Genomic DNA, 23,345 nt, shown 5'->3' with positions numbered 1-23,345 from the left:
TCATCTACCGTCCGGCGAGCTCCTCGACGATCGGGGTGAAGGCGTCCAGGTCGGGCTCGTTGTGCAGGACGAAGTACGAGAGGTCGTGCTCGTCGCGCCAGCGGCGGAGCTTCTCCACGATCTCGTCGTGCGAGCCCAGCAGCACCTGGGGGGTCTCGTCCTGCCGGCTGGAGTCGGCGGCGCTCCACGCGGCCTCCTGCTTGCGGACGCCGACCTGCAGGACGCTGGTGCCGAGCTCGATCGCGTCGTACCGCTCTCCCGCTGCCGTACGGACGATGTCGATCTTCTTGAGGAACGCGTCCAGGCCCGCGTCGGAGCGGTCGGGGCCTCCGCCGTCGGCGCGTACCCGCATGGTCAGGTTGATCACGTCGGCCTCCCGCGCCGCGAGCCTCAGCACGCGCGGCCCGCCGCCACCGAGCACGATCTTGGGGTGGGGCCGCTGCACGGGCTTGGGCCGCTGGTCGAGGCCGGTGATCCGGTAGTGCTCGCCCTCGAAGGTGAACGGCCCGTCGGCCCAGAGGCCCTTGAGCACGGCCATTCCCTCGGCGAGCCGGTCGATCCGCACGCCGGGCGGGTCGAGGGTGAGCCCTGCGGCGGTGTAGTCGGCCGCCATCCAGCCGGTGCCGAGGCCGACCTCCAGGCGGCCCTCGGAGAGCACGTCGATAGTCGCGGTCTCCTTGGCGAGCACGGCGGGGTGCCGGAAGTCGTTGGCGAACACCAGCGTGCCGACGCGGAGGCGGGTGGTCGCGCAGGCGGCGGCCGTCATCGCGGCGACGGGGGCGAACCTCGGGCCGACCAGGTGGTCGGGGACGAGCAGCACGTCGAAACCGGAGTCCTCCAGGCGCCGGGCCTTGTCCGCCCAGGACTTGGCGGTCTCGGCCTCGCGGATGACGGCGGCGAACCGGAACGGCCTCTTCACTGCGGTCTCCTCTGTGGCTTCCAGTTGTGCGACCAAGCGCTTGCTACAGAGTAGGTCGCCGGTCCCGCTCCGGGGAAGTCCGCGCGTACCGGGTGCGCGGCGGCACCTGCGCCTACAAGGGGGGCCGGTGACCGGGGCGGCATGGCCTGGGCGATCAGCGACAGGGGCGCGGAGCCGCACCGGCTGACCGTTGACTACGAGCGCGTTGGCCTCACCTCAGAGGGTCTTGTCCGTTTCTGGAGACAGCATGGCCCCGGGACGGGGCACTCACTCCTTCATGAGCGGTTGCGGGAAGTGGACTCGCCAAGGACACGCAGCCCATGCCTGACCTGCGAGGAGACCACTGAGATGAGCGAGACGATCGCGGGCGTCACCATTCCGGACTCGGCGCTCGCCGACGAGGCCACCCAGCTCGTCCGGGACGCGACGCCCCCGCTGCTGTACGACCACTCGCGCCGGGTCTACCTGTTCGGGACGCTGCAAGGACGGCTGCTCGGACTCGAAGCCGACCCGGAACTGCTCTACATCGGCGCGATGTTCCACGACCTCGGGCTGACCGAGACCTACCGGCGCACTGACCAGCGGTTCGAGATGGACGGCGCCGACGAGGCGCGCCGCTTCCTTGCCTCGCACGGTTTCCCGGAGGAGGACATCCGCAAGGTGTGGGAGGCCATCGCGCTGCACACCACCCCGGAGGTGCCGTACCGGCTCGAACCGGAGATCGCGCTCGTGACGGCCGGCGTCGAGACCGACGTCCTCGGCATCGGCTACGACAGACTGGCCCCGGAGGACATCGCGGCGGTCACGGCCGCCCACCCGCGCCCCGACTTCAAGCGCCAGATCCTCGCCGCCTTCACCGACGGCTTCAAGGACCGCCCCGACACCACCTTCGGCACGGTCAACGCCGACGTCCTCGAACACTTCGTCCCCGGCTTCGAACACATCGACTTCGTAGAAGTAATCCAAACCTCCCCCTGGCCGGAATGACCCCTGGCCCCTCCGCCCAACCAGGGGCCTGCGCTCGGGGGCGCTTTCCTGCCGCTCACGTGGGCTTTTCCCGGCGCCGCGTCGGTGGGGTGTTCAGCGGTGGGGGTCGGCGCTGTGGGCGGTGGGGGTCTCTGCCGGCTGGTCGCCTTCGGGTGGTTCTTCGGCCGGATGGTGGCACTTCTTGCGGAACCAGACGGTCTTGCCGGTGCCGGACCGGTCGGGAAGGATGCCCCACTCGTCGCTGAGGGCCTCGACGATGGTCAGACCCCGGCCGTGCTCGGCATCGTCGTCCTCGGGGCTTCGCTCCGGCCGTCCCGCCCCACGGTCGGTCACCTCGGCGGACAGGGTTTCCCCCGTCACCCGGAGCGTCAGCTGGATCGGCGGCAGCCCGTACAGGACGGCATTGCTCAGCACCTCGGTCGTGGCCAGCACGATGTCATCGGCGAGATCACTCGATCCGGCGAGCTGCCACTTGACGAGGGTCTGCCGGACCATGCTCCGGACGTCTCGGAGGATCATGGGGTCCCTGGGGATGTCCCAACGCACGGCGCGATAACCGTCCGGGGTGCCGATCATTCTCTTCCTTGCCTGCGCCATATATGACCCGGAAGACCCTACTCTGTCCAGGTTTGGGCTGTTCATGGGGATGGGTTGCGGGCGTGATTTGTCGTCAAACAGCAACGAAGCGGCCTTCACTGGTGAGGTCTGGCAGCTCGGCCTCACGCATCATTTCCCGCAGTTCGGCGAGCAGCCGAGCGTCCAGGATCAGCGGCTTGCGCGCGTGCCAGTGCGCGATGGCGTAGTACCGGCGGCTCCAGAGCCCGTAGAAGATCGTCCACCTCGGCTCGCCGGCGTCCAGCTCCCTCGCCGCCGCCCGCGCCTCCGGATCCCAGTCCCGCCGCCGCACCATCTGCCGGCCGGTACGTCTCTCGGCATGCCGTCCTGTGGGCATGATCGCCTCCTTGGTCGCCGAAGGCCCCCCGAGCTCCGGTCGCGTCCGATGTGACAGCGGCCCGGATGGCTTGCGAACGCATCCACCCGCCAGTCGGCCGCGCTCCCAGAATGCCTACCCACCGTTAGTTCTCATGGCGGAAAGTAATGACGGTGTGGCGACAGATCGCTGTCCGGATCAGGTCCGAATTATCGTGACCGGTGTCTGCGTACGCGTGCCAGACTTCGCAATAACCTGGTTCCGCTGATTCGGGAGGGTCTCGTGGGGCGTGAGCGCAATCTCGATCCGAATATGAGCCCGCGTGCGTTCTTCGGCAGCGAGTTGCGTCGTTGCCGTAAGAAGATCGGACTTTCCCAGCCGCAACTCAGCGAACGAACCACTTATAGTCCGGACATGATTGGAAAAATCGAGCGCGGCGAACGCCCACCATCGCCCGAGTTCGTGCAGCAGTGCGATCAGATCTTCGGGATAGACGGCCACTTCGACCGCCTCTACCAGTTCATGCTCCAGACCCCGGGACCGGCCTGGTTCGCCCGCTGGCTGGAGGAGATCGAGCCCCGCGCCACGGTCCTCCGTACGTGGGATCCCCTTCTGGTACCCGGCCTGCTCCAGACGGAGGCATACGCGCGATACGTCTTCGGAGGGGCGCCAGGTATCACTCCGGAGGAGGTTGAAGAGCGACTACACAGCCGCATGCGACGCAAGACCATCCTTGGTGGGGAATCTCCGCCTATGGTGTGGGCGCTCGTCGACGAGTACGTGCTGCGGCGTACGGTTGGTGACTCAACGACCATGCGCGAACAACTCGGTTACCTTTTGGAGATTTCGCAACATCCTAAGGTGACCATTCAGATCGTCGCCGCCGAATGTATGACAGGCATGATGAGTGCCTTCATGATTGCTCAGCTTCCTGGAGGAGAGCCTGACGTCATAAACGTTGAGTCATCGGTCGAGGGCAACGTCACGACAGATCGTGATGCGGTAGCGCATGTTTGGTTGCGTTATGACACCATACGGGCATCGGCATATCCCGAACACCTCTCCAATAAAATGATCAAGGAGGCGATGGGGCAATGGACGTGAAGAGCTTTGACCTGAGCAGTGCACGGTGGCGGAAGTCGTCTCGCTCCGGGGACAGCGGGGGTCAATGCGTTGAAGTGGCGACTAATCTGTCTGGAGTGGTCGCTGTTCGTGACAGCAAGAACCCCCACGGTCCGGCGTTGATCTTCCCCCCGCGTGAGTGGACGCGCTTCCTCACAGAGGTTGTCGCTGGGACATCCCGACGGTAGATGAGTGGCGCGTTCGCCCGTGTGAGGGCTCAGGGCTGCGCCAGGTAGCCGGCGAGGGTGCCGCGGCTCCGTTGGAGGCCGTCGATGCGTTCGTCCATGGCCGCCAACTCCCGGTCCATGATGGCCCGCAGGTCCGCGCACCAGTCGAACTCCGGCTGGTCACCCCGGGTGCACGGCAGCACCACACGGATCACCTCGGTGGACAGGCCCGCGTTCAGCAAGGCGCGAACCTTCCGCACGGTGATCAACGAGTCCTCGTCGTAGACGCGGTAACCGTTCGGATCACGCCGGATGTCGAGCAATCCCTGCGCCTCGTAGTACCGCAGCAACCGCGGACTGACCCCGGTACGCCGGGACAACTCTCCGATCAGCATGTGACCCGCCCTATCTGGGGTTGACCTTCCAATCGATGTGAAGCCTTAACGTCGCGCCGTGAGCAAACATTTCGCGCAAGAGCGACCAGAAGCCGACTCCTTGGCGGCACCCGCGGTCCAGAAGGATGATCCCCTGCGTTGGTCGGCGCGGTTGTGGGTCGCGCTCCTCATCTGTAGCGGGGTGATCCTGCTCGATGGGCTTGACATCTCGATGATCACTGTGGCGATTCCGGAAATCCAGCATGAGTTCGGGATGAGCGCAGCCGCGGCGCAGTGGTTGGCGGGCGCCTACATCCTGGCGTTCGGCAGTTTCCTCTTGCTGGGCGGACGATGCGCTGACCTGTTCGGCCGGCGGCGGGTGCTGGTGTTCGCGATGGCCGTGTTCGCGCTTGTGTCACTACTCGGCACACTCGCCGATGACGCGGTCCTGCTGATCGTCTCGCGCTTCATCAAGGGCATGGCCGCGGCTTTCACCGCGCCGGCGGCCATGTCGGTGCTGACCACGACCTTTCCCGAAGGCCCGCAACGGAACAAGGCGTTCGGAATCTTCAACGTCTTCGAGGCGTCGGGATACTCCTCCGGGCTGCTGATAGGTGGCCTGCTCGCGGCGCTGAACTGGCGGGCCACCTTCCTGCTGCCGATCCCGATCGCCCTGCTGATCCTGGTGGGCGCATTGCGCTTCCTGCCGCCCGACCCGCCGCGCACCGAACGGGCGCGACTCGACCTCGGCGGCGCCGTGACCCTGCTCGCCGGGATGTTGCTGCTCGTCTTCACTGTGTCCTCCGCAGCGGATTCCGGATGGACGTCGCTGCGGACGATAGGCGGATTCGCCCTGTCCGGACTGTTGCTCGCTGCTTTCATTGTGATCGAGCGCACGGTGAGGGAACCGCTGATTCGACTGGGCATATTCCGCAACCGGAGCTTGGTGGCCGCCAACGTCAGTGCTGCCCTTCTGTACGGCGGCGCCATGGGTTTTCAGTTCCTGCTCGCCTTGTACTTGCAGAACCTGCACGGTTGGCGGCCGTGGCAGATGGCGTTGGTGCTGCTGCCCGCGGGACTCATGGTGGTCGTCATCGGGCCCAAACTCGGGGCCCTGATGAACAGGTTCGGCGTGACCAAGGTGCTGCTGGTCGGGCTCGTGTCATTCGTTCCGAGTTACCTGTTGATGCTGCGTATCGGCCCTGAGCCGGACCTTTGGACGGTACTGCTGCCCGCGTCGCTGTTGTGGGGTCTCGGTTTCGCGCTCAGCATCTCGGCCCTGATGGTCGCCGGCACCAGCGGGGTGGCCGACCACGAGCAAGGAGTCGCCGCCGGGCTGCTCACCAGCTCACTGCAGGTCGGCGGCGCCTTCGGCCTCGCGGTCGTCACCGTCGCGATCGTGCCCGGTACGCGGTTGGCTGAGCTATATCCGGGAGTGGCGGTCATCCTGGGATTCGCGCTCCTGACGCTACTGGCGCAACTGCTAAGTAGACAGAGGTGACCCCGGTAGGCGGCGTGGGTGCCGGGAGGGCGAAGTCTTCAATTCCCAAACCGTAGAAGGCGGGTTTATTTGAAGGTCCGGGTCAGGTGGGCCAGGGCGGAGTGCGTGTAGAGGGAAGCTCCGGTGGTCACGCCGTACGCGAGGTCCTCCAGGAGTGAGCAGCGGGCATAGAAGGTGGCGCGCTCGCGGTCGGCGTCGTCGAAACGGGCGTCGTAGTGGGACAGCGTCAGGTCGAAGATCTCCGGGCCGAGGTCGCGGTAGATCAGCGCGAGGTCGCAGGCCGGATCGGTGATTGCCGCGTCGGTCCAGTCGATGACGCCCGTGATGGTGCTCGCCCGGACGTCCACCAGCAGGTGCTCGCCGCCGAGGTCGTTGTGGCAGAACGCTACGGCAGGGGGCTCGGCCGGTGGCGTGCGGCCGAGGAAGTCCTCGACCAGGGGACGAGCCGCCGCCGGCACGTGCGGCACGATCTTCCGGTAGTCCCGTTCGGCGTCGTCTCTCCAGGAGGCCAGGGGAAAGAAGTCCTGCGGGGCCAGTTTCTCCATCTCGGCCACGGGAGCCTGGTGCATGCTGCTGAGGAATCCGCCCAGCGGGGCCGCCAGCCGCGCTGGCTCCGCTACCGGATGGCCGATCAGGGGAACGCCGGGGAGCTTGACGTACGCGAGGAACCCCGCGTCCACGTCGGCGAACACCGGTTCCGGGACCGGCAGAGGGGACAACCGGGCCACCACGGCGAGTAGTTCGGCCTCGCGCCGGATCGCTTCCGCCCGGGCGGCGGGGTCGGCCTCCTTGCTTCCCCGGACGATCAGGCTTCCTCCAGCGATCAGGCTTCCTCCAGCGACCGGGCTTCCCCCGGCGACCGGGCTTCCCGGGGTGATCGGCTCGTGGTCGACCTCGTAGGCGACGTTGTCCAATCCCTCGCCGAGCTTGGTGATGGATCGGACCTCGCGGCCGGGCAGGTGACGGGTCAGCAGCGCGCGAATCTCGTCGATCACACCCGCAGCCTAGCCACGGCGTACGTACGGGGGGTATGGCCCGGCGGGGAGACGCCTGGCCTGGGGGTGGCGCCGGGTCCGGGGGTGGGTGGGAGCGTTCGTACGTCAGTTGAAGGTGGGGTGTACGGCGAGATGTGCGGCCGGTGACATGGTCAACAGCCCTCCCGTGATCCGCGTGCCGTGGTGACCCGTTGCTTCCCACCCAGACCATTGCCCACCCACAACCGGAAGGCGAGGCCCCACCAGCCGCCGCGCGGCCCGGTCCACCTGGGGATCGCCGGCCAGGGAAGGGCCCAGGGTAGGCACTCCTGGGGATCGCCGGCCAGGGAAGGGCCCAGGGTAGGCACTCCTGGGGATCGCCGGCCAGGGAAGGGCCCAAATCTCTCAAGCGGTGACCTCCCCCACGCGGCAGCGGCCCGCGGGGGGCGCCGGGCCGGAAGCCGCCTCCGCCCGTGCGTCAGTTGAAGGTGTCGGGGTTCGGGCCGGTGCGGGTGCCGTTGTCGAGGGGCTCGATGGCCGCGAGGTCGTCGTCGGTGAGGGTGAAGCCGAAGACGTCGAAGTTCTCCCGGATGCGCGAGGGGGTGACCGACTTCGGGATGACGACGTTCCCGAGCTGGAGGTGCCAGCGGAGGATCACCTGGGCGGGGGTCCTGCCGTGTCGTTCGGCGATGGAGGTGATCACCGGGTCCTTGAGCAGCGCTCCCTGTGCCAGCGGGCTCCAGGCCTCGGTGGCGATGCCGTGCTCGGCGTGGAAGGCGCGCAGCTCGGCCTGCTGCAGGTTGGGGTGGAGCTCGATCTGGTTGAGAACGGGCACGATCTCGGTCTCGTCCAGCAGCCGCCGCAGGTGGGCCGGGTGGAAGTTGGACACGCCGATGGCACGGACGCGGCCGTCGGCGTACAGCTTCTCGAAGGCGCGCCAGGTGTCCAGGTAGCGGTCCTTGGCCGGGGTGGGCCAGTGGATCAGGTAGAGGTCGATGTGGTCGAGCTGGAGCTTCGCGAGGCTGGCGTCGAAGGCGGCCAGGGTGGAGTCGTACCCCTGGGCGCTGTTCCACAGCTTGGTGGTGACGAAGACCTCCTCGCGCGGCAGGCCCGCCTTGGCGAGGGCGGTGCCGACGGCCTTCTCGTTGCCGTAGATGGCGGCCGTGTCGATGCTGCGGTAGCCGGTCTCAAGGGCGCTGGTGACGGCGGCGACGGTCTCCGGCTCGGGCACCTGGAAGACTCCGAAACCGAGCTGCGGGATCCGCACGTCGTTGTTAAGCGTGACGTTGGGTACGGGTGACATGTATATCGCCTAACTTGATCGCTTTGTGGTTCTTAGTACCGAACGGGCACCCGGAATGCTCTCCCCGGTCAGGGGTGGGGCAAACCGTGCGCTCAGGGAATCAGGGTGGGGATGACACCGCCGTCGACGCGCAGGGCGGCTCCTGTGGTCGCGGACGCCTGCTCGGAGCTGACGTACAGCACCAGGTCGGCGACCTCCTCCGGGCGGGCCAGCCGTCCGAGGAGCGAGGTCGGGCGCTCCTCGGCGATGAAGCGTCGTTCGGCCTCCTCGAAGGGCACGCCCGGGCCGACCCGATCGGCGATGAACTTCTCCACGCCCGGAGTGAGGGTGGGGCCTGGGAGCACGGAGTTCACCGTGACGCCGGTGGCCGGCACGGCCTGCGCGATGCCTCGCGAGATCGCGAGCTGGGCCGTCTTGGTCATGCTGTAGTGCACCATCTCGGTCGAAGGATGGACCGCGGACTCGCTGCTGACGAACACCACCCGCCCCCAGCCGCGCCCCACCATGCGGGGGGTGTGGTGACGGGCCAGGCGGACGCCGCTGAGGACGTTGACCTCGAAGTAGCGCAGCCACTCCTCGTCGGGGATCTCGAAGACCGGCGTCGCGGCGAAGATGCCTGCGTTGTTGACCAGGATGTCCACGTCCGGCTCGGCGGCGATGAGCGCTTCGGCGCCCTCCTCGGTGCCGACGTCGGCGGCGACCGGGTGGACCTCGGGATTGCCGGTCTCCGCGCGGATGCGGGCGGCGGCCTCGTCCGTGCGCCTCTCGTCACGCCCGTTGACCACGACCCGGGCGCCCGCTCGTGCGAACGCGGTGGCGATGGCGTGGCCGATGCCGGAGGTGGATCCGGTGACGAGCGCGGTGCGGCCGGTCAGGTCGATGTGCATGCCCGAGCCTCCAGGCGGTTGCCAGATACTTGGGGGGTCGTCCTCAATAATTGCACACGCTTTCTATTGCAAACGCCGACCACTCGCGTGGATGCGGTAAAGCCTCAAGTAATGCGGTGCGCGATCGTGACCGTCCGATTACCATCTGCTTCTGGCGGAGGGGATGCCCGGTGATCCCCGCGTCGTCGACTATGGAGCCCTGATCGCCGCGGAGGCACGCCACTCCGGAACCGTGGTGGGTGACGACGTCTACCCGACCATCGCGGCGAAGTCGGCCGCTCTCCTTCACAGTTTGCTGAGAGTCGAGGCACTGGACGAGCGCAATCGGACCTTCGCCTGGATAGTGGCCATGCGATACCTGAGCGTCAACGGCGTGCTCATGCCGAAGGTCGATCCGGCGGGTGCCGTGGACGTGCTCGACTCGGTGCGGCGGGGTGAGCTGGGGGTGCGCGAGCTCGGGGGGTGGCTGGCGGAGGCGATGCGCTGAGATCAGCGGGTGGCGGGGGCCTGGGTGGAGAGGGGCTTGGCGGCGCGGGCCTCCATGGCGTGCTCGACCAGGGCGACCAGCACCTTCTTGCTCGAATCCTTCTGCCGCGCGTCGCACAGCACGACAGGGATGTTCGGGCCCAGGTCCAGCGCCATCCGGATCTCCTCGAGGTCGTAGCGCTTGGCGCCCTCGAAGCAGTTCACCGCGACGACGAACGGCGTGCCGCGCCGCTCGAAGTAGTCGACCGACGGGAAGCAGTCGGCCAGACGGCGGGTGTCGGCGATCACCACGGCGCCCATCGCGCCCAGCGCCAGCTCGTCCCAGACGAACCAGAACCGCTCCTGGCCCGGGGTGCCGAACAGGTAGAGCACGTGGGCGTCGCCGATCGAGATGCGGCCGAAGTCCATCGCGACCGTGGTCGTCTTCTTGGCCTCCACGCCCGACAGGTCGTCCACGCCGACGCCCCGGTCGGTCAGCAGCTCCTCGGTGCGCAGCGGCCGGGTCTCCGACACCGAGCCGACCATGGTCGTCTTGCCGGCCCCGAACCCGCCCGCGATCAGGATCTTGATCGCGGTGGGCAGCTTCACCCGTCCGACGTCGCGGTTAGAGCGTCCGGAGTCCATTGAGCACCGCCTTGTAGGTTTCCAGATCGAGAACGTCCATCTCGCGCACGGGCTCCTGGATGGCGACGAAGCCCCGGTCGACGAGGTCGCCGAGCAGCACTCGGACGGTGCCGGCCGGCAGGTCCAGGTGCGCGGCGATCTCGGCGACCGAAAGCGGCCGGTCGCAGAGCCTGACGATGGTGTGGTGCTCGGGCCCGATGCCGGGCTCCGCCGCGATCGCCGGGTTGATGGTCACCACGAGGGTGATCAGGTCGATCTGACCTCGGCTCGGCTGCGTGCGCCCGCGCGTCATCACGTACGGGCGGACGATGCGTCCGGCCTCGTCGTCGAGCCACTGTTCGTCAGCGGGGTCGTCGGAGAGGCTCGTCATAGGGCGCCCTCATTCCTTGGTGAAGGGTTCTCCGAGCGTGCGGGCGAGGTGAGGTACTGTCCGACCCGGGTAACCAGCATGGCCATCTCGTAGGCGACCAGGCCCACGTCGGCGTCGTGGGCGCACAGGACCGCCAGGCACGCGCCCTCGCCCGCCACCGTCACCACCAGGTACGCCGATTTCAGCGCGATGATGGTCTGGCGTACGGCTCCGCCGCCGAACCGCTCGCTGGCCCCCTGGGCGAGGCTCTGGATCCCCGCCGCCACGGCCGACAGGTGCTCGGCGTCTGCCTTGCCGAGACCTCGCGACGTGGCGAGGAGCAGGCCGTCGGTGGACAGGACGATCCCGTGCTCGGCTTCCCTCACCCGCGAGACCAGGTCGTCCAGCAACCAGGTCAGATCGGCGGGGGAACTGGTCCTTTGCATCACTCGCTGTCCTCTTTTACCGGCTCACACTGTTCACTGCGTCGTCTGATCGATCTTCACGGCCTACCTGCCAGGCGAAGATCCAAACCACTACTGGTAGCGCATCGGCTCGTCACCCGGATCCGGGTCGGGGTCGAGGCGGCGTGGCAGCCTCGCCGCCTCGGACCGTCCGCGTTCGGTGCCGCTCTGGAAGGAGCCCATCAGCCGCCGGAGATCCTCGGGGGAGAGTTCGTCGTCGTCCTCCGCCCTGGCGCTGGGGGCGGGGGGCGGCTCGCGGCGCAGCTCGGGCGCCAGGTGCGCCTGGGCGACGCGGCGAGGCAGGCCGGAGGGCGTGTAGTCCTCGGGCTCGGCGGCGGAGGCCTGCTCGAACAGGGACGCCCCCTGCTGCGCGGAGGCCTCCTGGTCGGCCCAGGCCTGGTCGGCCGAAGGAGACCGCGGCGGCGAGGACGGCTCGCGCTCAGGCGCGGCCTCACCCTGCCCGGGAACGGCCGGCGCGGGCTCGCTCCGCTCGTCGTCCTCCCACCTCGGGACCGCCGTCAGCAGGAACGGGCCGGCCCCACCGGGGCCGCCGGCCTGCACGGGGAACTCCCCGGTCGTGCGGTGCCTGCCCTGCCGCTCCTGTGCCGTGCCGGGGAGAAGCTGCCTGCCGGGCAGCGCGTCGGAATCGGTACCGAGATCCATGTCGGTGTCGACCTCGCCGTTGATCAACTCGCGGGGTATCAGGACGATGACGGTCGTGCCGCCGTAGGGGGACGCCTTGAGCGTGACCTGGATCTGGTGGCGCGAGGCCAGGCGGCTGACCACGTACAGGCCGAGCCGGGGCGTGCCGGTCAGCTTGAACTCGGGCGGGTCCGCGATCCGGTCGTTGGCCGAGGCCAGGTCTTCCGGGGTCATGCCGAGGCCGCGGTCCTCGATCTCGACGACGTAGCCCTTGGCCACCTCCTGGCCGCTGACGTGGACCGAGGCGTACGGCGGGGAGAAGGAGACCGCGTTCTCGATGAGCTCGGCGAGTAGGTGGATGACGTCGCCGATGGCGCGCCCGGCCAGCTCGGCCTCACCCATGGGCATCAGCGTCACCTGGGTGTAGTCCTCGACCTCGGCGAGCGCGCCCCGTACGACGTCGACCATGGGCACCGACCTGCGCCAGGCGCGGCCGGGGGAGGCGCCGGACAGGACGATGAGGTTCTCGGCGTTGCGCCGCATCCGGGTGGCCAGGTGGTCGACGCGGAACAGGTCGGCCAGCTCGCCCGGCTCGGTCTCCCGGCGCTCCATGGCGTCGAGGATGGTGAGCTGCCTGTGCACGAGCGACTGGGTGCGCCGCGCCAGGCTGAGCAGGATGCCCCGGTAGCTGCGCCGCAGCTCGGCCTGCTCGACCGCGACCCGGATGGCCGTCTCCTGCACGGTGTTGAAGGCCTGGCCCACCTGCCCGATCGCGTCGTTGCCGACCGCGAGCGGCGGTGCCTCCGCGGCCACGTCCACGTCGTCGCCCCGGCCGAGGCGCTCGACCACGCCGGGCAGCCGCCGGGCGGCGAGCTCAAGGGCGGCGGTCCGCAGCTCCTCCAGCCGCCGTACGAGGGCTCGGGCGGTGGTGATGGACAGGACGATGGACGCGATGACCGCCAGCAGGCCGAGGCCACCGGCGAGCGCCAGCCGTGCGACGACGCCGACGGCGATGGGCGTGGCACGCTGGACGAGCCACTGGCCTCCTTCGACCACTACCAGGGTCTGAAGCCGGTTCAAGACGAAGTCGGCCGCCGACTTCCACTGCTCCGCGTCGACGGCCGCCAGATCCGTCCGCCCGCTGTGGACGAGCCGGTCCTCCAGGGTGCGCAGGCGGCGAAACTGCTCGCTGCTCATGAGCTGCTCGAAGGACTTACGCTCCGCGGACGGCAATTTCTCCAGGGCCTCGGACATGACGAATCGCTGGGCGCCCACGATAAGACCGAACTGTGCTCGGTCGGTTGCGAGGAAGCGTCCTGTGCCGAGAGTGCCGGCCGCGAATGCGTCCTCCTGGGCGAGGAGCTCGCGTGCTCGGGAGAACTCGATAAAGGTGCGGGTGTCTCTGGCGAACTCCTTGTCGTCCAGCGCGGCCATCGAGTCGTACATCGGGTAGAACGACTGGATGACATCGGTGTACGCCGTGGCGGCACGGCCGCGGTCGATCTGGCGCGCGTCGACCGTCTTGCGGCCGGCGCGCAGCGCCTGCAGTTTGGCGACCGTTTCGGCGATGCGCCGGTTCAGAGTGTCGCTCGCCGCCCTTCGTACGTCGCTTCCGGTGGCCAGTCGCTGGAATCTCAAGCTCGCGGCCTCGGTCCGGGCCCGCTGAGCATCCAAGCCGGTGCGCTGCTCGGTACCTGAACCGACGTCGCCAAGAAATAGGACGGTGAGTTTGCGCTCCCGCTGCAACTCAAGTAGCAGCGGTTCGCTGGGCCCGGAAACGCCTGAGGACAGCGTGGTGACCCAAAGGACGTTCAACCCCTCCTGGAGCGTCACCCATGCCGCGAACCCCCACAGGGCGACAAGGGACACCAGCAGGGCCGTGACCTTGGTCCGGATACGCGAGTTGTGGAAGCGCATATCTCCATCCCTGGCGAAAATCAGGAAGCCCACATCACGGTTAACCGCGATTAGCGACTGTTAGGCAACTGCGCGTTACTTAACGGTGCATTGTGGGATAGTGCGGCGGTTTGTCGCGTCACATCGGAGAAACCCTAGCATGGGTACGAAATGCCTTGACGACAAGCCTCTGTCAATTTTGTAGTCATGTCTGGTTCGGTCGGAATTCATGACCTTTCCTCACATTTGTTCCCTAACGGCCCTGTCGCTGCGCGAGGTGCATCGCCCCGAGGATCGCCGCCCGCACGATCGCCCCGGGAAAATACAGATCCTTGTCTATCCACATCGGTGGATCATCGGACCGCCCGGCCGACCGCAGGAGGTAGGCGTAGCCCTGCGTGATGATCTTGCCATGCGCCGGCTCGTCGTGCGTCGTCTGGGTCAGCAACAGAGATTGCATCGCGTACGCGGTCTCCTCCGCGGTACCGCGCCACAGGCCCCAGGACCCGTCCGCGCGCTGCGTCGACAGCACCCAGCGCACCGCCCGGCGTACGGAATCCCTGGCGGCCGGGCCGCCGAACTCGTCGAGCGCCAGCGCGCAGCAGACCGTCGCATAGTAGGGCGAGACGTGCCAGCGGTCCGGCCAGCTCCCGTCGGGGTTCTGCCGCCCGCGCAGCCAGCCCGCGAGCCGGTCCATCGGCTCGCCGTACCGCGCCCGCGCGCCCGGACGGGCGCGCACGTACTGGCCTAAGGCGTCCAGCACGTGGGCGTTGACCGTGGTCGAGAAGCCCTGCTCGCCCTGCCAGGTGCAGAAATGCGTGCCTGTGTGGTAGCCCAGCAGGCTGTCGGGCTCGCGTGGCGCGCCGAGCAACGCGAGCGCGTACAGCGCGACCGAGGTGGTGTCCGCGTCCGCGGGCAGCCCCGGGCCCGCGGACAAGCCGCCGGGGCCGAGCCCCGCGCCCAGGCTCTCCACCAGATCCTCAGGGACGGTGACGGGGATCCCGGCGCGTACGAGCCAGCTCAGCACCCAGCCGCGCTCGAACGCGGTGATGGGCACGGCGCACGACACCGGCCCGCCGTGCTGCTCCGCCGCGGACTCCAGGTGCGCCCGCGCGGGGTGGCCCGGTTCCCGCGCTCCGAGCTCGCCGAGCCACGCGGCGGTGGCCGCCGGGGACGCTCCGACGGTGCCGGCCGCCGTGGGGCGGACGCCGGGGGCCTGGAACCCCGCGTCGCCCGCGACCTCAAGGGCGTGCAGCAGCTTCTCGGGAAGCGGGGCGCCCGACCGCAGGCGCGACCGGATCATCTCCAGCCTGGCCCCGTCCACACCGGCGGGCAGGGGCAGAGGGGGCGCTCCCGCCCACGTGCGCAGCCCGTCCACCGGTGCGTCCCGGAGGTCGTCCAGGTGCCGGTTGATCGACCTGATCAGCGAGGGGACGACCAGCTCGATCGCGGGCATGTCGGGAAGCGGGGAGCCGTAGTCCCGGCGTGACCAGCGGAACAGCGCGTGCAGGCCCTTCCCCGCTGCCTCGGCCGCGGGGGTGGGATCGCGGGTGCCCCGCGCCAGCTCGGCCAGCAGCGACTCGGTCGCGCTCAGGGTCGGGACCAGCGCGTAGTCGCTGTGCGCGCCCCAGCCGCCGCCCGGCCGCTGGGTCGCCACGAGGTACGCGAGCCGCTCGTCGTGCCCGGCGAGCCAGGGAGCCAGGGAGACCAGCCGCCCGGTCTCGTACACCGAGGGGGAGGCGTTGCCCCACGGCCGCGCCGCCAGCCCGGCCAGCAGCGCGCGGGCCTCGGCCGTCACGTCGACCGTGCCGGTGTCCGTGGTGTCCGTGGTGTCCGTGTCCGTGGTGTCTGTCGTGTCCGTGGTGTCCGTCGTGGCGGCGAGGCTCGCCATGTGGAGCGTGAAGGCGCGCGCGGGCGCGGAGACGAAGTCGTGGACGCTCAAATCGTTCCCCAGTAATCGGCGAGCCGGTAGAAGCCCGCGCAGAAGTCCATTTGACGTTCCAGATAGCCGGCGATGTACGGGTGGTCCTCGTGGAGGGGGCCGATCAGCTTCCGGCTCCGGCCGGCCAGCAGCGAGACGTGCCGGTCGACCTCCTCGCGGGTCACGCCGAGCAGCAGGGCGTTCAGGTCGCCCCACTTCAGGTCCCTCTCGTACGTCCCGAGGTCGTTGAGCAGCCGGATCACCCGTTGCACCGCCCAGCCGGCCTCGCGCACGCGCGGCAGGTCGCCGGCCCCGGGTGCGCCGGTGTGGATCAGGTGGGACGTGAAGGCGAAGGAGAAGCCGAGGTTGTCGGCGTTCTCCATGTACTCGCCGAACGAGGGCGTGACGCCGGAGCTCAGCCACTCCCGCTCGCGGGTCATCGCGTCCAGCATGCGCTGGAGCTCCTCGCGCCAGACCGGGCCGAGCGCGCCGAACGCCGGCGTCTCGGCGAGCTCCGCGCGGATGTCGGCGAGGAAGCGGGTGAGCTCGTCCCCGGGGACCGGGGGCGCGCCGTCGGCGACCGCGAGGCACCGGCGGGCGATGTCGTCCACCTCCCGGGTCGAGGTGGCGACGTAGTCCACGAGCCAGTCGAGGGCGAAGGCCCACAGGCAGACCTTGTTCGCCATCCGCAGCTGCTCGGCGGTGAACCACGGGCCGCTGAACGCCATGGCCATGGACAGCGTGCTGGACAGCGCGGCGTCGAACGGCTTCGCCGAGAACAGCTTCGGATAGGCGGCCATCCATTCCTGCATCTCGCGCTGCGATCGGCCCGCCACCGCGCAGATCATGCCGCACTCCGCGGCCGGGAGGCCGTATCCGGTGGGCTCCGCTGTCATCGCCGGCCCTCCCCGGCACGCTGGACCGGCGTCAGCCCTAACTCGATCTTCGGGTTGGGACGTATCGACGCGGCGGGGGCGGGTTTGAATGGTCCGCGATTGCGCAGCACAGGCCGGAACCGGCTCAAGAGGGCTGCCAGAACCAGTGGCGCCTCAACGTGGAACAGGTGCTGGCCGAGGCACGCGTGCGGGCCGCCGCCGAACGGGAAGTAGGCATACCGGTGCCGGCGCTCGGGGCCGTCGGGTGAGAATCGTTCGGGGTCGAAGTGCAGCGGCCGCTCCCAGATCTCATCGAGCCGATGCGTCGCGTAAGGACTGATCAGCACCTGCGACCCGGCCTTGATGAGGAACCCACCGACGTCGTCGGATCGGCGGGCCATCCGCGGGAGGATCCAGCCCGGCGGGTAAAGGCGCAGCAGCTCCTGCAGGACCATCTTCGTGTACCGCAGCTCCGGGACATGTGACGGAAGCGCCGGCCCGGCGCCGACGACCCGGTCGATCTCGGCGTACAGCCTGGCGGCCACCTGCGGATTGGCGTCGAGCAGTGGCCACAACCAGGTGAGGGCCATCGCGGTCGTCTCGGAAGCCGCTCCGAAGACGCTGACGAGGTCGTCGCGGATCTGCTGGTCGGTGATCTGCTCGCCGTTCCGGCCACGGGCGCGGCAGAGCGCGGAGATGACGTCGAAGCCGTCGTCAGGATGCTTTCGAGCCGACCGGATCAGCGGGAACACCACCTCGTCGATCTTCTTGACGGCGTTCATGAAGGCTCGGTCCCCTGGCACCCGGACGGAGTAGGGCAGGAACGGCATGAGTAGCCGGAAGCCGATCGATGTGGCCGCTCTTTCGAAGGCGGGGGCCAGCCGTTCGCCGTCCTGGCGGGAGATCTTGTCTCCGAACAGGACCCTGATCACGGCCTGGTTCGTGATACGCCCGATCTCCTCGGCGGCGTCGAAGGAGCGCCCCGTCCGTGCGTGCTCCTCCAGCTCGCCCACCTGCTCATCGATCGTCTTCGCCAGCTCCTCGGCGATCGTGGCGATGTATCTCGCGGTGAACAGCGGCTGCAGGATCTTTCTGCTGGACTCCCAAGCCGGGCCCTCGTCGAGGATGCCGTTGCCGAGCAGGCGCTGCAGGGGCCGCCAGAACATCCCCTCGCGCACGTAGTTGGTGGAGTTTCCGCGCAGGACATGCTGCACGTGATCGGGATGAGTCACCAGATAGAGGCGGAACGCACCCAACCGCAACAGCACGACGTCCCCGCGGGCCTGCCTTCCCAATTCCGCCAGCGCGTTGACGGGATCCCGTACGACGTCGGGCAGGATCCGGTGGATCGGGACAGCTGTTGCCTGTCGTGTGCCAGTAGCAACCGACATTGCGATGATCTCCAACCTCAAGCGACCCGGAACCGCACAACGTGACTGGACCGCGGTGACGCGTGGGCGTCACGGACGCTTCGGGGATACGCGGCCGCCGCCGTCACCCGGGAGACGAGGCGGGGGTCAGGCCGAGTAGCAGTGTGCGGGCACTCTGCGTGTCTTGCGGCCGTCTACCCCGAATACCGGGCACCACAGGAGCCACGAATACGACACACAGTCACTCTCGCGGCAATTGTCACATTGATCAATGAAGTATCACGATCACTGACTACGATCAAGTTTTTCTGTCAATACTGTGAACCGCGCGCTCGCCACGTTCCTAGTAAGACCAAGCGCTTGCTTTAGTGGCGGGATTGGTTCGAAACTGGGGCATGGCCACCAATGCTCCGGTCCGCGACGTGACCGATCATGAGGTCGAACACTTCAAGGAGAACGGCTGGGTACGGCTGCCTCGGCTGGTCGACCCCGGCCGGCTGGACGGGCTGCGCGAGCGGGCGCTCGGGTATCTGCGTGCCCGGTCGCGTGAGCGCGCCACCCTGGTCGACCAGGCGTTCGGCCAGTCCAGGGACATCGCCGAGGCCGACGAGGCCTTCCACGACCTGGCCTTCGACGCCGCGATGGGACGCTGCGCCACCCGCCTGCTGCACGGCGTGAGGGGCGTCCGCATCCAGGTGACGAACCTGCTGATCAAGGAGCCGGGCGACGGCGGGCACGGCGCGACCGAGTTCCACCAGGACTTCCCCTGGATGCCGATGGACCGCTCGGCGATGCTGACCGTCTGGCTCGCGCTCGCCAACGTCCCCGCCGAGATGGGCAGCCTGCGGTTCTACAACGGCTCGCACCGGCACGGCATCCTCGGCAGGAGCTTCACCCGCGACGGCGACGACCAGCTCACCCAGCACCCGTGGCTCAAGGAGCTGGAGCTGTCGCCACCCCTCGACCTGCGGGCGGGCGACGCGACCGTCCACCACTCGCTCACCGTGCACGGCGCGGGGGCCAACCGGGGGGACACCCCGCGCCTGTCCTTCACGGTCACCTACTTCGACGCGGACGCGCTCTACACCGGCACGCCGTACAGGCAGACCGACGGCCTCGGCCTGCGGGTGAACGCGCCCTTCGACCACCCGAGGTTCCCGGTCGTCTCCCATGCCTGACCGCGACGGAGCGGTCGAGACCGTGAGAGGGCCGGTGGCGGCCCTCGGGGCCACGCTCATGCACGAGCACGTCTTCGGGCTCAGCCCGGAGATCCTGTGGAACTGGCCGGACATCCCCGAAGGGTGGGACCTGGAGCGAAGGGCCAGGGAGGCGGCGGCCAAGCTCGACGAGCTCAAGGCCGAGGGCGTCGACACGGTCGTCGACCTGACCGTGGTCGGCCTCGGCCGGTACGTTCCCGCCGTCCAGCGGGTCGCCGAGCTGACCGAGGTCAACATCGTCGCCGCCACCGGGCTCTACACCTACGACGCCCTGCCGCCGTACTTCGCCAACCGCGGCCCCGGGAGCCTGTTCGGCGGCCCCGACCGGCTGGCGGAGTTCTTCGTCAGGGACATCACCGAGGGCATCGGCCGTACTGGAGTGAAGGCCGCGATCCTCAAGTGCGCCTCCGACCACCAGGGCATGACGCCGGGCTGCGAGCGGGTCTTCCGGGCCGTCGCGCGGGCGCACGCCGAGACCGGGGCGCCGATCACCACCCACTCCCACAGCGCCTCGCGCGGCGGGCTGGAGCAGCAGCGGCTCCTCGCCTCCGAGGGCGTGGACCTGTCGCGGGTCGTCATCGGCCACGCCGGCGACTCCACCGACCCCGCCTATCTCGAAGAGCTGGTCGCGGCGGGCTCCTACCTCGGCATGGACAGGTTCGGCATCGAGACGATCAGCTCGTTCGACGACCGGGTCGCCATCGTGGCGGAGATGTGCGCGCGCGGCCACGCCGGACGCATGGTGCTGTCGCACGACTCCTACTGCTTCAACGACCGGTTCGACCAGGACGTCGTGCGAGAGCGCCACCCGAACTACCACCTGCTGCACATCTCCCGTGACGTCCTTCCCGAGCTGCGCAAGCGCGGCGTCACGGACGACCAGATCCACCAGATGCTCGTCGAGAACCCCCGCAGGATCCTCACCCCCAGGTCGTGATCATGCAGAACACCTCACCGGCCACCGCCACCGACTTCGACGTCACCTCCGACTGGCACGTCGCCTCGCCGTACGACTTCCTGCGCAGGCTCAGGCACGAGCGGCCGGTCTTCCACAGCGAGCACCTGGACGCGTACGTCCTGACCCGCCACGAGGACGTCCGCGCCGCGTACGGGGACGCGAGGCGGTTCTCCTCCGAGGGGTCACTCACGATCTCGCGGAGCCTGGCCGCCGAGACCAGGAAGGTGCTCGGCGACCACGGGTCCTTCCTGTCCAGCTTCGTGGCCAACGTCGACCCGCCCACGCACACGCGGCTGCGGCGTTCTGTGTCCAGAGCCTTCACCCCGCGCGCGGTCACCGCGATGGAGGAGCGCTTCCGGCGGCTGAACGAGGACATCCTCGACCGGGTGGTGCCGCAGGGCGGGGGCGACTTCGTCGCGGAGCTCGGGCACGTGCCGTCGGCCAAGCTCAGCGCCCGGTTCATCGGCGTGCCCGAGGAGGACGAGGAGTTCGTCAAGGAGCACGTCAAGGACTGGTTCATGCTGTTCCTGTCGCCGCAGCCGCCCGACCGGCAGATCGTGCTCGCGCGCAGCTTCCTTTCGTACCTCGACTACGTCGACAAGCTCGTGGCCTCGCGCGCCGCCGCTCCGCGCGACGACTTCACCTCGCTGATGACCGGGCTCATCGGCACCGAGCTCTCCCACCGGGAGGTCGTCGAGCTGATCTCCACGATCCTGCTCGGCGGCAACGACACCGTGCCCAACCAACTCGGCAACAGCGTGCTCAGGCTGCTGCGCGAGGACGCCTGGCCGCTCGCCCCCGAGCAGGTGGAGAACGCGGTGGAGGAGTGCATGCGCATCGACGGCTCCAGCCTCGGCTCCTTCCGGTACGCCCTCACCGACATCGAGCTGCACGGCGTGACGATCCCGGAGGGCTCGCTCGTCCTGCTCTCCACCGACTCGGCCGCGCACGACGAGACCGTCTTCCCCTCGCCGGAGACGTTCGACCTCGGGCGCGAGAACGCCGACGCGCACATGACGTTCGGGTACGGCATCCACTTCTGCGTCGGGGCCGCGCTGGCGCGACTCCAGCTCCGCACGGCCCTTGAGGTGCTGGGCCGTCGCCTGCCCGGCCTGCGGCTGGTGCCCGGCCGGCCGATCGCGTACCGCAGGTCCCTCGTCGGGCGGGGCCTGCCGTCGCTGCTCGTCGAATGGTGATGACCCCGCATGGGATGTGCCGGGTGGGCTAGTCTCGCCACGGATGTTCCGGTACGTCGGGGAGCTGAGCACCGTGGAGCCAGTGGCGGTAGGTCTGATCGGAGCCGGGCCGTGGGCGGAGGCCGTGCACGCCCCCGCGCTGGCGGCGGGGCCGCACACGCGCCTCGTCGGAGTGTGGGCGCGCAGGCCGAGGGCCGCCGCCCGGCTGGGAGCCCCGGTCTACGAGCGGGTCGAGGAGCTCTTCGAGGTCTGCGAGGCCGTCGCGTTCTGCGTGCCGCCGGGCGTGCAGGCCGAGCTGGCCGTGCGGGCGGCGAGGGCGGGCAAGGCGCTGCTGCTGGAGAAGCCGCTCGCGGCCGACCTCGACGGCGCCAAGCGCCTCGCCGACGCCGTGGGCGAGGCGGGGGTGGCGTCCCAGATGGTGCTCACCTTCCGCTACTCGGCCGCGACCAAGGCGTTCCTCGAACGGGTGCGCGCCATCGAGCCGTTCGGCGGGTACGCCCGCAACATCTCCGGCGCCCTGCACACCATCGACTCCCCGTGGCGCCAGGAGCGCGGGGCGATCCTCGACGTGGGGCCGCACATGATCGACATGCTGGACGCCGCCCTCGGGCCGGTCGTCGGCATCCGCGCCCACGGGCACCCGCTCGGGTGGACCGGGCTGCTTCTTGAGCACCAGAGCGGCGCGGTCAGCGAGGCGTCGCTGTCCATGGCCGCCCAGGTCGAGCACGGCTCCTCGCACGTGGCCGTCTACGGCCGCCACGGCAGCGAGAGCCTCGACGGCGGCGACCTCGGCTACGACGTCTTCCCCGACATGGTGGCCGAGTTCGCCAAGACCGTGCGCGAGGGCGGCGGCCACCCGCTGGACGCCCGCCACGGGCTCCGCCTCCAGGAGTTGATCAGCGCCGCCGAGGCCCAGCTCGCCTGAGTCGCCGGTCAGGATTTGTGCGGCTTTCGACCCGTCGTATCCGGTTGCGGCATTGGTTGATACCGTTCCTGTGACGCGCAGCGTGCAGCGAAGTCCGGTGTGAGTCCGGCGCTGTCCCGCAACTGTGAGACCCCCTCGGGTCGAGCCAGGTCGCCTGCATGCCGCGCCGACGTCGTCAACCCTCGTGGAAAAGGGTGATCCGTCAACACGCGGGTCCCTCGATTTCCCGGCAACTGGAGGAACTCTCGTGAGGCCCGTACGCACGGCCTTGGCGGGCGCGTTGCTGGGTGCGCTGACACTGGCCGGATGCGGCCAGTCCACCGGCACCGCAGACACCGCCACCGCCACCGCCACCCCCGCTCCCACCGCCTCGCAGGCCGCCGGCTTCCCCGTCACCGTCCAGGCGGGCAACGGCTCCGTCACCATCGGCGAGAAGCCCAGCCAGATCGTCTCGCTCTCGCCGAGCGCCACCGAGAGCCTGTTCGCGATCGGCGCCGGGCCGCAAGTCGTCGCCGTCGACGACCAGTCGACCTACCCCGCCGAGGCCCCGAAGACGGACCTGTCCGGCTTCAAGCCCAACGCCGAGGCCATCATCGCGAAGAAGCCCGACCTGGTGGTGCTCGCCAACGACACGGGGGGCATCGTGGCCGCGCTGACCAAGGTCGGCATCCCCGTGCTGCTCGAACCCGCCGCCACCAAGCTGGACGAGACCTACGACGAGATCGCCGACCTCGGCGCCGCCACCGGCAACAAGGCCAAGGCCGACGAGCTCGCCGCGGGCATGAAGCGGCAGATCGACGAGCTCGCCGCCGCCGCGCCCAAGGACAAGAAGCTCACGTTCTTCCACGAGCTGGACAACACCCCGTACTCCGTGACGTCCAGCACGTTCATCGGCCAGATCTACGGGCTGTTCGGGCTGACGAACATCGCCGACAAGGCTCCTGACGCCGCCGGGGGGTACCCCAAGCTCTCCAGCGAGTTCGTCGCGAAGGCCGACCCCGACCTGATCTTCCTCGCCGACACCAAGTGCTGCGGCCAGTCCAAGGAGACCCTGGCCAAGCGGCCCGGATGGGGAGGCCTGTCCGCCATCGCTAAGGACCGTGTGGTCACCCTCGACGACGACATCGCCTCGCGCTGGGGCCCGCGCGTGGTCGACTTCGTCAAGATCGTCGACGCGGCGGTCAGGGGGGCCGCCGGCTGAGACCCGGTGGCACACCTGGAGTGGCACGCGAAGTGAAGCGGCACGACCCTGGTACG

General features: G+C 69.0%; 24 protein-coding genes and 1 riboswitch. Of the genes, 10 read left to right on the top strand and 14 right to left on the bottom strand.

Features of this window, described 5'->3' with window-relative positions; all coding sequences use genetic code 11:
- Positions 1-4: 4 nt before the first annotated feature.
- Entirely contained in the window at positions 5-919 is a 915-nt protein-coding gene (locus tag ACOZ38_RS32490) for a TIGR03621 family F420-dependent LLM class oxidoreductase (RefSeq protein WP_424534884.1), read from the bottom strand.
- 348 nt (positions 920-1,267) lie between these two features.
- On the opposite strand from ACOZ38_RS32490, the gene ACOZ38_RS32485 reads away from it, so the two are divergent.
- On the top strand, positions 1,268-1,906 hold the full coding sequence (locus ACOZ38_RS32485; protein WP_424534883.1) for an HD domain-containing protein: 639 nt from the start codon (positions 1,268-1,270) through the stop codon (positions 1,904-1,906).
- Between the two features lie 93 nt (positions 1,907-1,999).
- On the opposite strand, the gene ACOZ38_RS32480 is transcribed toward ACOZ38_RS32485, so the two are convergent.
- Both ACOZ38_RS32480 and ACOZ38_RS32475 read right to left on the bottom strand, forming a co-directional pair.
- The gene (locus ACOZ38_RS32480) at positions 2,000-2,482 is read right to left on the bottom strand and encodes an ATP-binding protein (RefSeq protein WP_424534882.1); all 483 of its coding nucleotides are present in this window, start codon (positions 2,480-2,482) and stop codon (positions 2,000-2,002) included.
- Between the two features lie 94 nt (positions 2,483-2,576).
- Positions 2,577-2,858, bottom strand: coding sequence for a hypothetical protein (locus ACOZ38_RS32475; RefSeq protein ID WP_424534881.1), 282 nt, complete (start codon positions 2,856-2,858; stop codon positions 2,577-2,579).
- A gap of 261 nt (positions 2,859-3,119) precedes the next feature.
- Between ACOZ38_RS32475 and ACOZ38_RS32470 the strand changes: the two genes are divergently transcribed.
- Entirely contained in the window at positions 3,120-3,941 is an 822-nt protein-coding gene (locus tag ACOZ38_RS32470) for a helix-turn-helix domain-containing protein (protein ID WP_424534880.1), read from the top strand.
- A complete protein-coding gene (locus ACOZ38_RS32465; protein WP_424534879.1) occupies positions 3,932-4,147 on the top strand; it encodes a DUF397 domain-containing protein in 216 nt (71 codons plus the stop codon). The genes ACOZ38_RS32470 and ACOZ38_RS32465 overlap by 10 nt, the downstream gene beginning before the upstream one ends.
- A 29-nt stretch (positions 4,148-4,176) precedes the next feature.
- Here the strand turns inward: ACOZ38_RS32465 and ACOZ38_RS32460 are convergent, their stop codons facing one another.
- Positions 4,177-4,521, bottom strand: coding sequence for a MerR family transcriptional regulator (locus ACOZ38_RS32460; protein WP_424534878.1), 345 nt, complete (start codon positions 4,519-4,521; stop codon positions 4,177-4,179).
- Between the two features lie 58 nt (positions 4,522-4,579).
- Between ACOZ38_RS32460 and ACOZ38_RS32455 the strand changes: the two genes are divergently transcribed.
- A complete protein-coding gene (locus ACOZ38_RS32455; protein WP_424534877.1) occupies positions 4,580-6,001 on the top strand; it encodes an MFS transporter in 1,422 nt (473 codons plus the stop codon).
- A gap of 65 nt (positions 6,002-6,066) precedes the next feature.
- Here ACOZ38_RS32455 and ACOZ38_RS32450 read toward each other — a convergent pair whose 3' ends face one another.
- The 3 genes from ACOZ38_RS32450 to ACOZ38_RS32440 all read right to left on the bottom strand — a co-directional run bounded on the left by ACOZ38_RS32450 (position 6,067) and on the right by ACOZ38_RS32440 (position 9,165).
- Positions 6,067-6,996, bottom strand: coding sequence for a phosphotransferase family protein (locus ACOZ38_RS32450; RefSeq protein ID WP_424534876.1), 930 nt, complete (start codon positions 6,994-6,996; stop codon positions 6,067-6,069).
- A gap of 457 nt (positions 6,997-7,453) precedes the next feature.
- Entirely contained in the window at positions 7,454-8,278 is an 825-nt protein-coding gene (locus ACOZ38_RS32445) for an aldo/keto reductase (protein WP_405139454.1), read from the bottom strand.
- A 92-nt stretch (positions 8,279-8,370) separates the two neighbouring features.
- Entirely contained in the window at positions 8,371-9,165 is a 795-nt protein-coding gene (locus ACOZ38_RS32440) for an SDR family NAD(P)-dependent oxidoreductase (RefSeq protein WP_424534875.1), read from the bottom strand.
- A 163-nt stretch (positions 9,166-9,328) separates the two neighbouring features.
- On the opposite strand from ACOZ38_RS32440, the gene ACOZ38_RS32435 reads away from it, so the two are divergent.
- Positions 9,329-9,652, top strand: coding sequence for a hypothetical protein (locus ACOZ38_RS32435; protein WP_424534874.1), 324 nt, complete (start codon positions 9,329-9,331; stop codon positions 9,650-9,652).
- Positions 9,653-9,654: 2 nt separating this feature from the next.
- On the opposite strand, the gene ACOZ38_RS32430 is transcribed toward ACOZ38_RS32435, so the two are convergent.
- The 7 genes from ACOZ38_RS32430 to ACOZ38_RS32400 form a co-directional block, all read right to left on the bottom strand.
- Positions 9,655-10,275: a GTP-binding protein gene (locus tag ACOZ38_RS32430; protein ID WP_424534873.1), complete on the bottom strand. Its 621-nt coding sequence runs from the start codon at positions 10,273-10,275 to the stop codon at positions 9,655-9,657.
- A complete protein-coding gene (locus ACOZ38_RS32425; protein WP_405139446.1) occupies positions 10,256-10,645 on the bottom strand; it encodes a DUF742 domain-containing protein in 390 nt (129 codons plus the stop codon). The genes ACOZ38_RS32430 and ACOZ38_RS32425 overlap by 20 nt, the downstream gene beginning before the upstream one ends.
- Positions 10,642-11,070 carry a roadblock/LC7 domain-containing protein gene (locus ACOZ38_RS32420; protein WP_405139444.1) on the bottom strand — a complete coding sequence of 143 codons (429 nt, stop codon included), beginning with the start codon at positions 11,068-11,070 and terminating at the stop codon, positions 10,642-10,644. Before ACOZ38_RS32420 ends, ACOZ38_RS32425 begins: the two co-directional genes overlap by 4 nt.
- A gap of 90 nt (positions 11,071-11,160) precedes the next feature.
- Positions 11,161-13,647: a nitrate- and nitrite sensing domain-containing protein gene (locus ACOZ38_RS32415; RefSeq protein WP_424534872.1), complete on the bottom strand. Its 2,487-nt coding sequence runs from the start codon at positions 13,645-13,647 to the stop codon at positions 11,161-11,163.
- Positions 13,648-13,879: 232 nt separating this feature from the next.
- Entirely contained in the window at positions 13,880-15,568 is a 1,689-nt protein-coding gene (locus tag ACOZ38_RS32410; RefSeq protein WP_424534871.1) for a hypothetical protein, read from the bottom strand.
- Positions 15,565-16,443 (bottom strand): terpene synthase family protein, encoded by an 879-nt coding sequence (locus ACOZ38_RS32405; protein ID WP_424534870.1) that lies wholly within the window; start codon positions 16,441-16,443, stop codon positions 15,565-15,567. Before ACOZ38_RS32405 ends, ACOZ38_RS32410 begins: the two co-directional genes overlap by 4 nt.
- Positions 16,440-17,813, bottom strand: a complete 1,374-nt coding sequence (locus ACOZ38_RS32400) for a cytochrome P450 (RefSeq protein ID WP_424534869.1) — start codon at positions 17,811-17,813, stop codon at positions 16,440-16,442. Before ACOZ38_RS32400 ends, ACOZ38_RS32405 begins: the two co-directional genes overlap by 4 nt.
- Positions 17,814-18,214: 401 nt before the next feature.
- On the opposite strand from ACOZ38_RS32400, the gene ACOZ38_RS32395 reads away from it, so the two are divergent.
- From ACOZ38_RS32395 to ACOZ38_RS32375, 5 genes are all read left to right on the top strand, one after another.
- Positions 18,215-18,970, top strand: coding sequence for a phytanoyl-CoA dioxygenase family protein (locus ACOZ38_RS32395; RefSeq protein WP_424534868.1), 756 nt, complete (start codon positions 18,215-18,217; stop codon positions 18,968-18,970).
- Positions 18,963-19,946, top strand: a complete 984-nt coding sequence (locus ACOZ38_RS32390; protein ID WP_424534867.1) for a phosphotriesterase family protein — start codon at positions 18,963-18,965, stop codon at positions 19,944-19,946. Before ACOZ38_RS32395 ends, ACOZ38_RS32390 begins: the two co-directional genes overlap by 8 nt.
- A 2-nt stretch (positions 19,947-19,948) precedes the next feature.
- A complete protein-coding gene (locus tag ACOZ38_RS32385) occupies positions 19,949-21,163 on the top strand; it encodes a cytochrome P450 (protein WP_424534866.1) in 1,215 nt (404 codons plus the stop codon).
- A 43-nt stretch (positions 21,164-21,206) separates the two neighbouring features.
- A complete protein-coding gene (locus ACOZ38_RS32380; protein ID WP_424534865.1) occupies positions 21,207-22,088 on the top strand; it encodes a Gfo/Idh/MocA family protein in 882 nt (293 codons plus the stop codon).
- A gap of 62 nt (positions 22,089-22,150) precedes the next feature.
- Positions 22,151-22,291, top strand: a riboswitch (adenosylcobalamin (AdoCbl) riboswitch).
- Between the two features lie 44 nt (positions 22,292-22,335).
- The gene (locus ACOZ38_RS32375; protein WP_424534864.1) at positions 22,336-23,289 is read left to right on the top strand and encodes an ABC transporter substrate-binding protein; all 954 of its coding nucleotides are present in this window, start codon (positions 22,336-22,338) and stop codon (positions 23,287-23,289) included.
- Positions 23,290-23,345: the final 56 nt, after the last annotated feature.

Source organism: Sphaerisporangium viridialbum (assembly GCF_049674955.1).
GTDB classification, from domain to species: domain Bacteria; phylum Actinomycetota; class Actinomycetes; order Streptosporangiales; family Streptosporangiaceae; genus Sphaerisporangium; species Sphaerisporangium viridialbum.
Note: the sequence above shows the minus strand (reverse complement) of the source record. Positions and strands in the feature narration are given on the sequence as shown.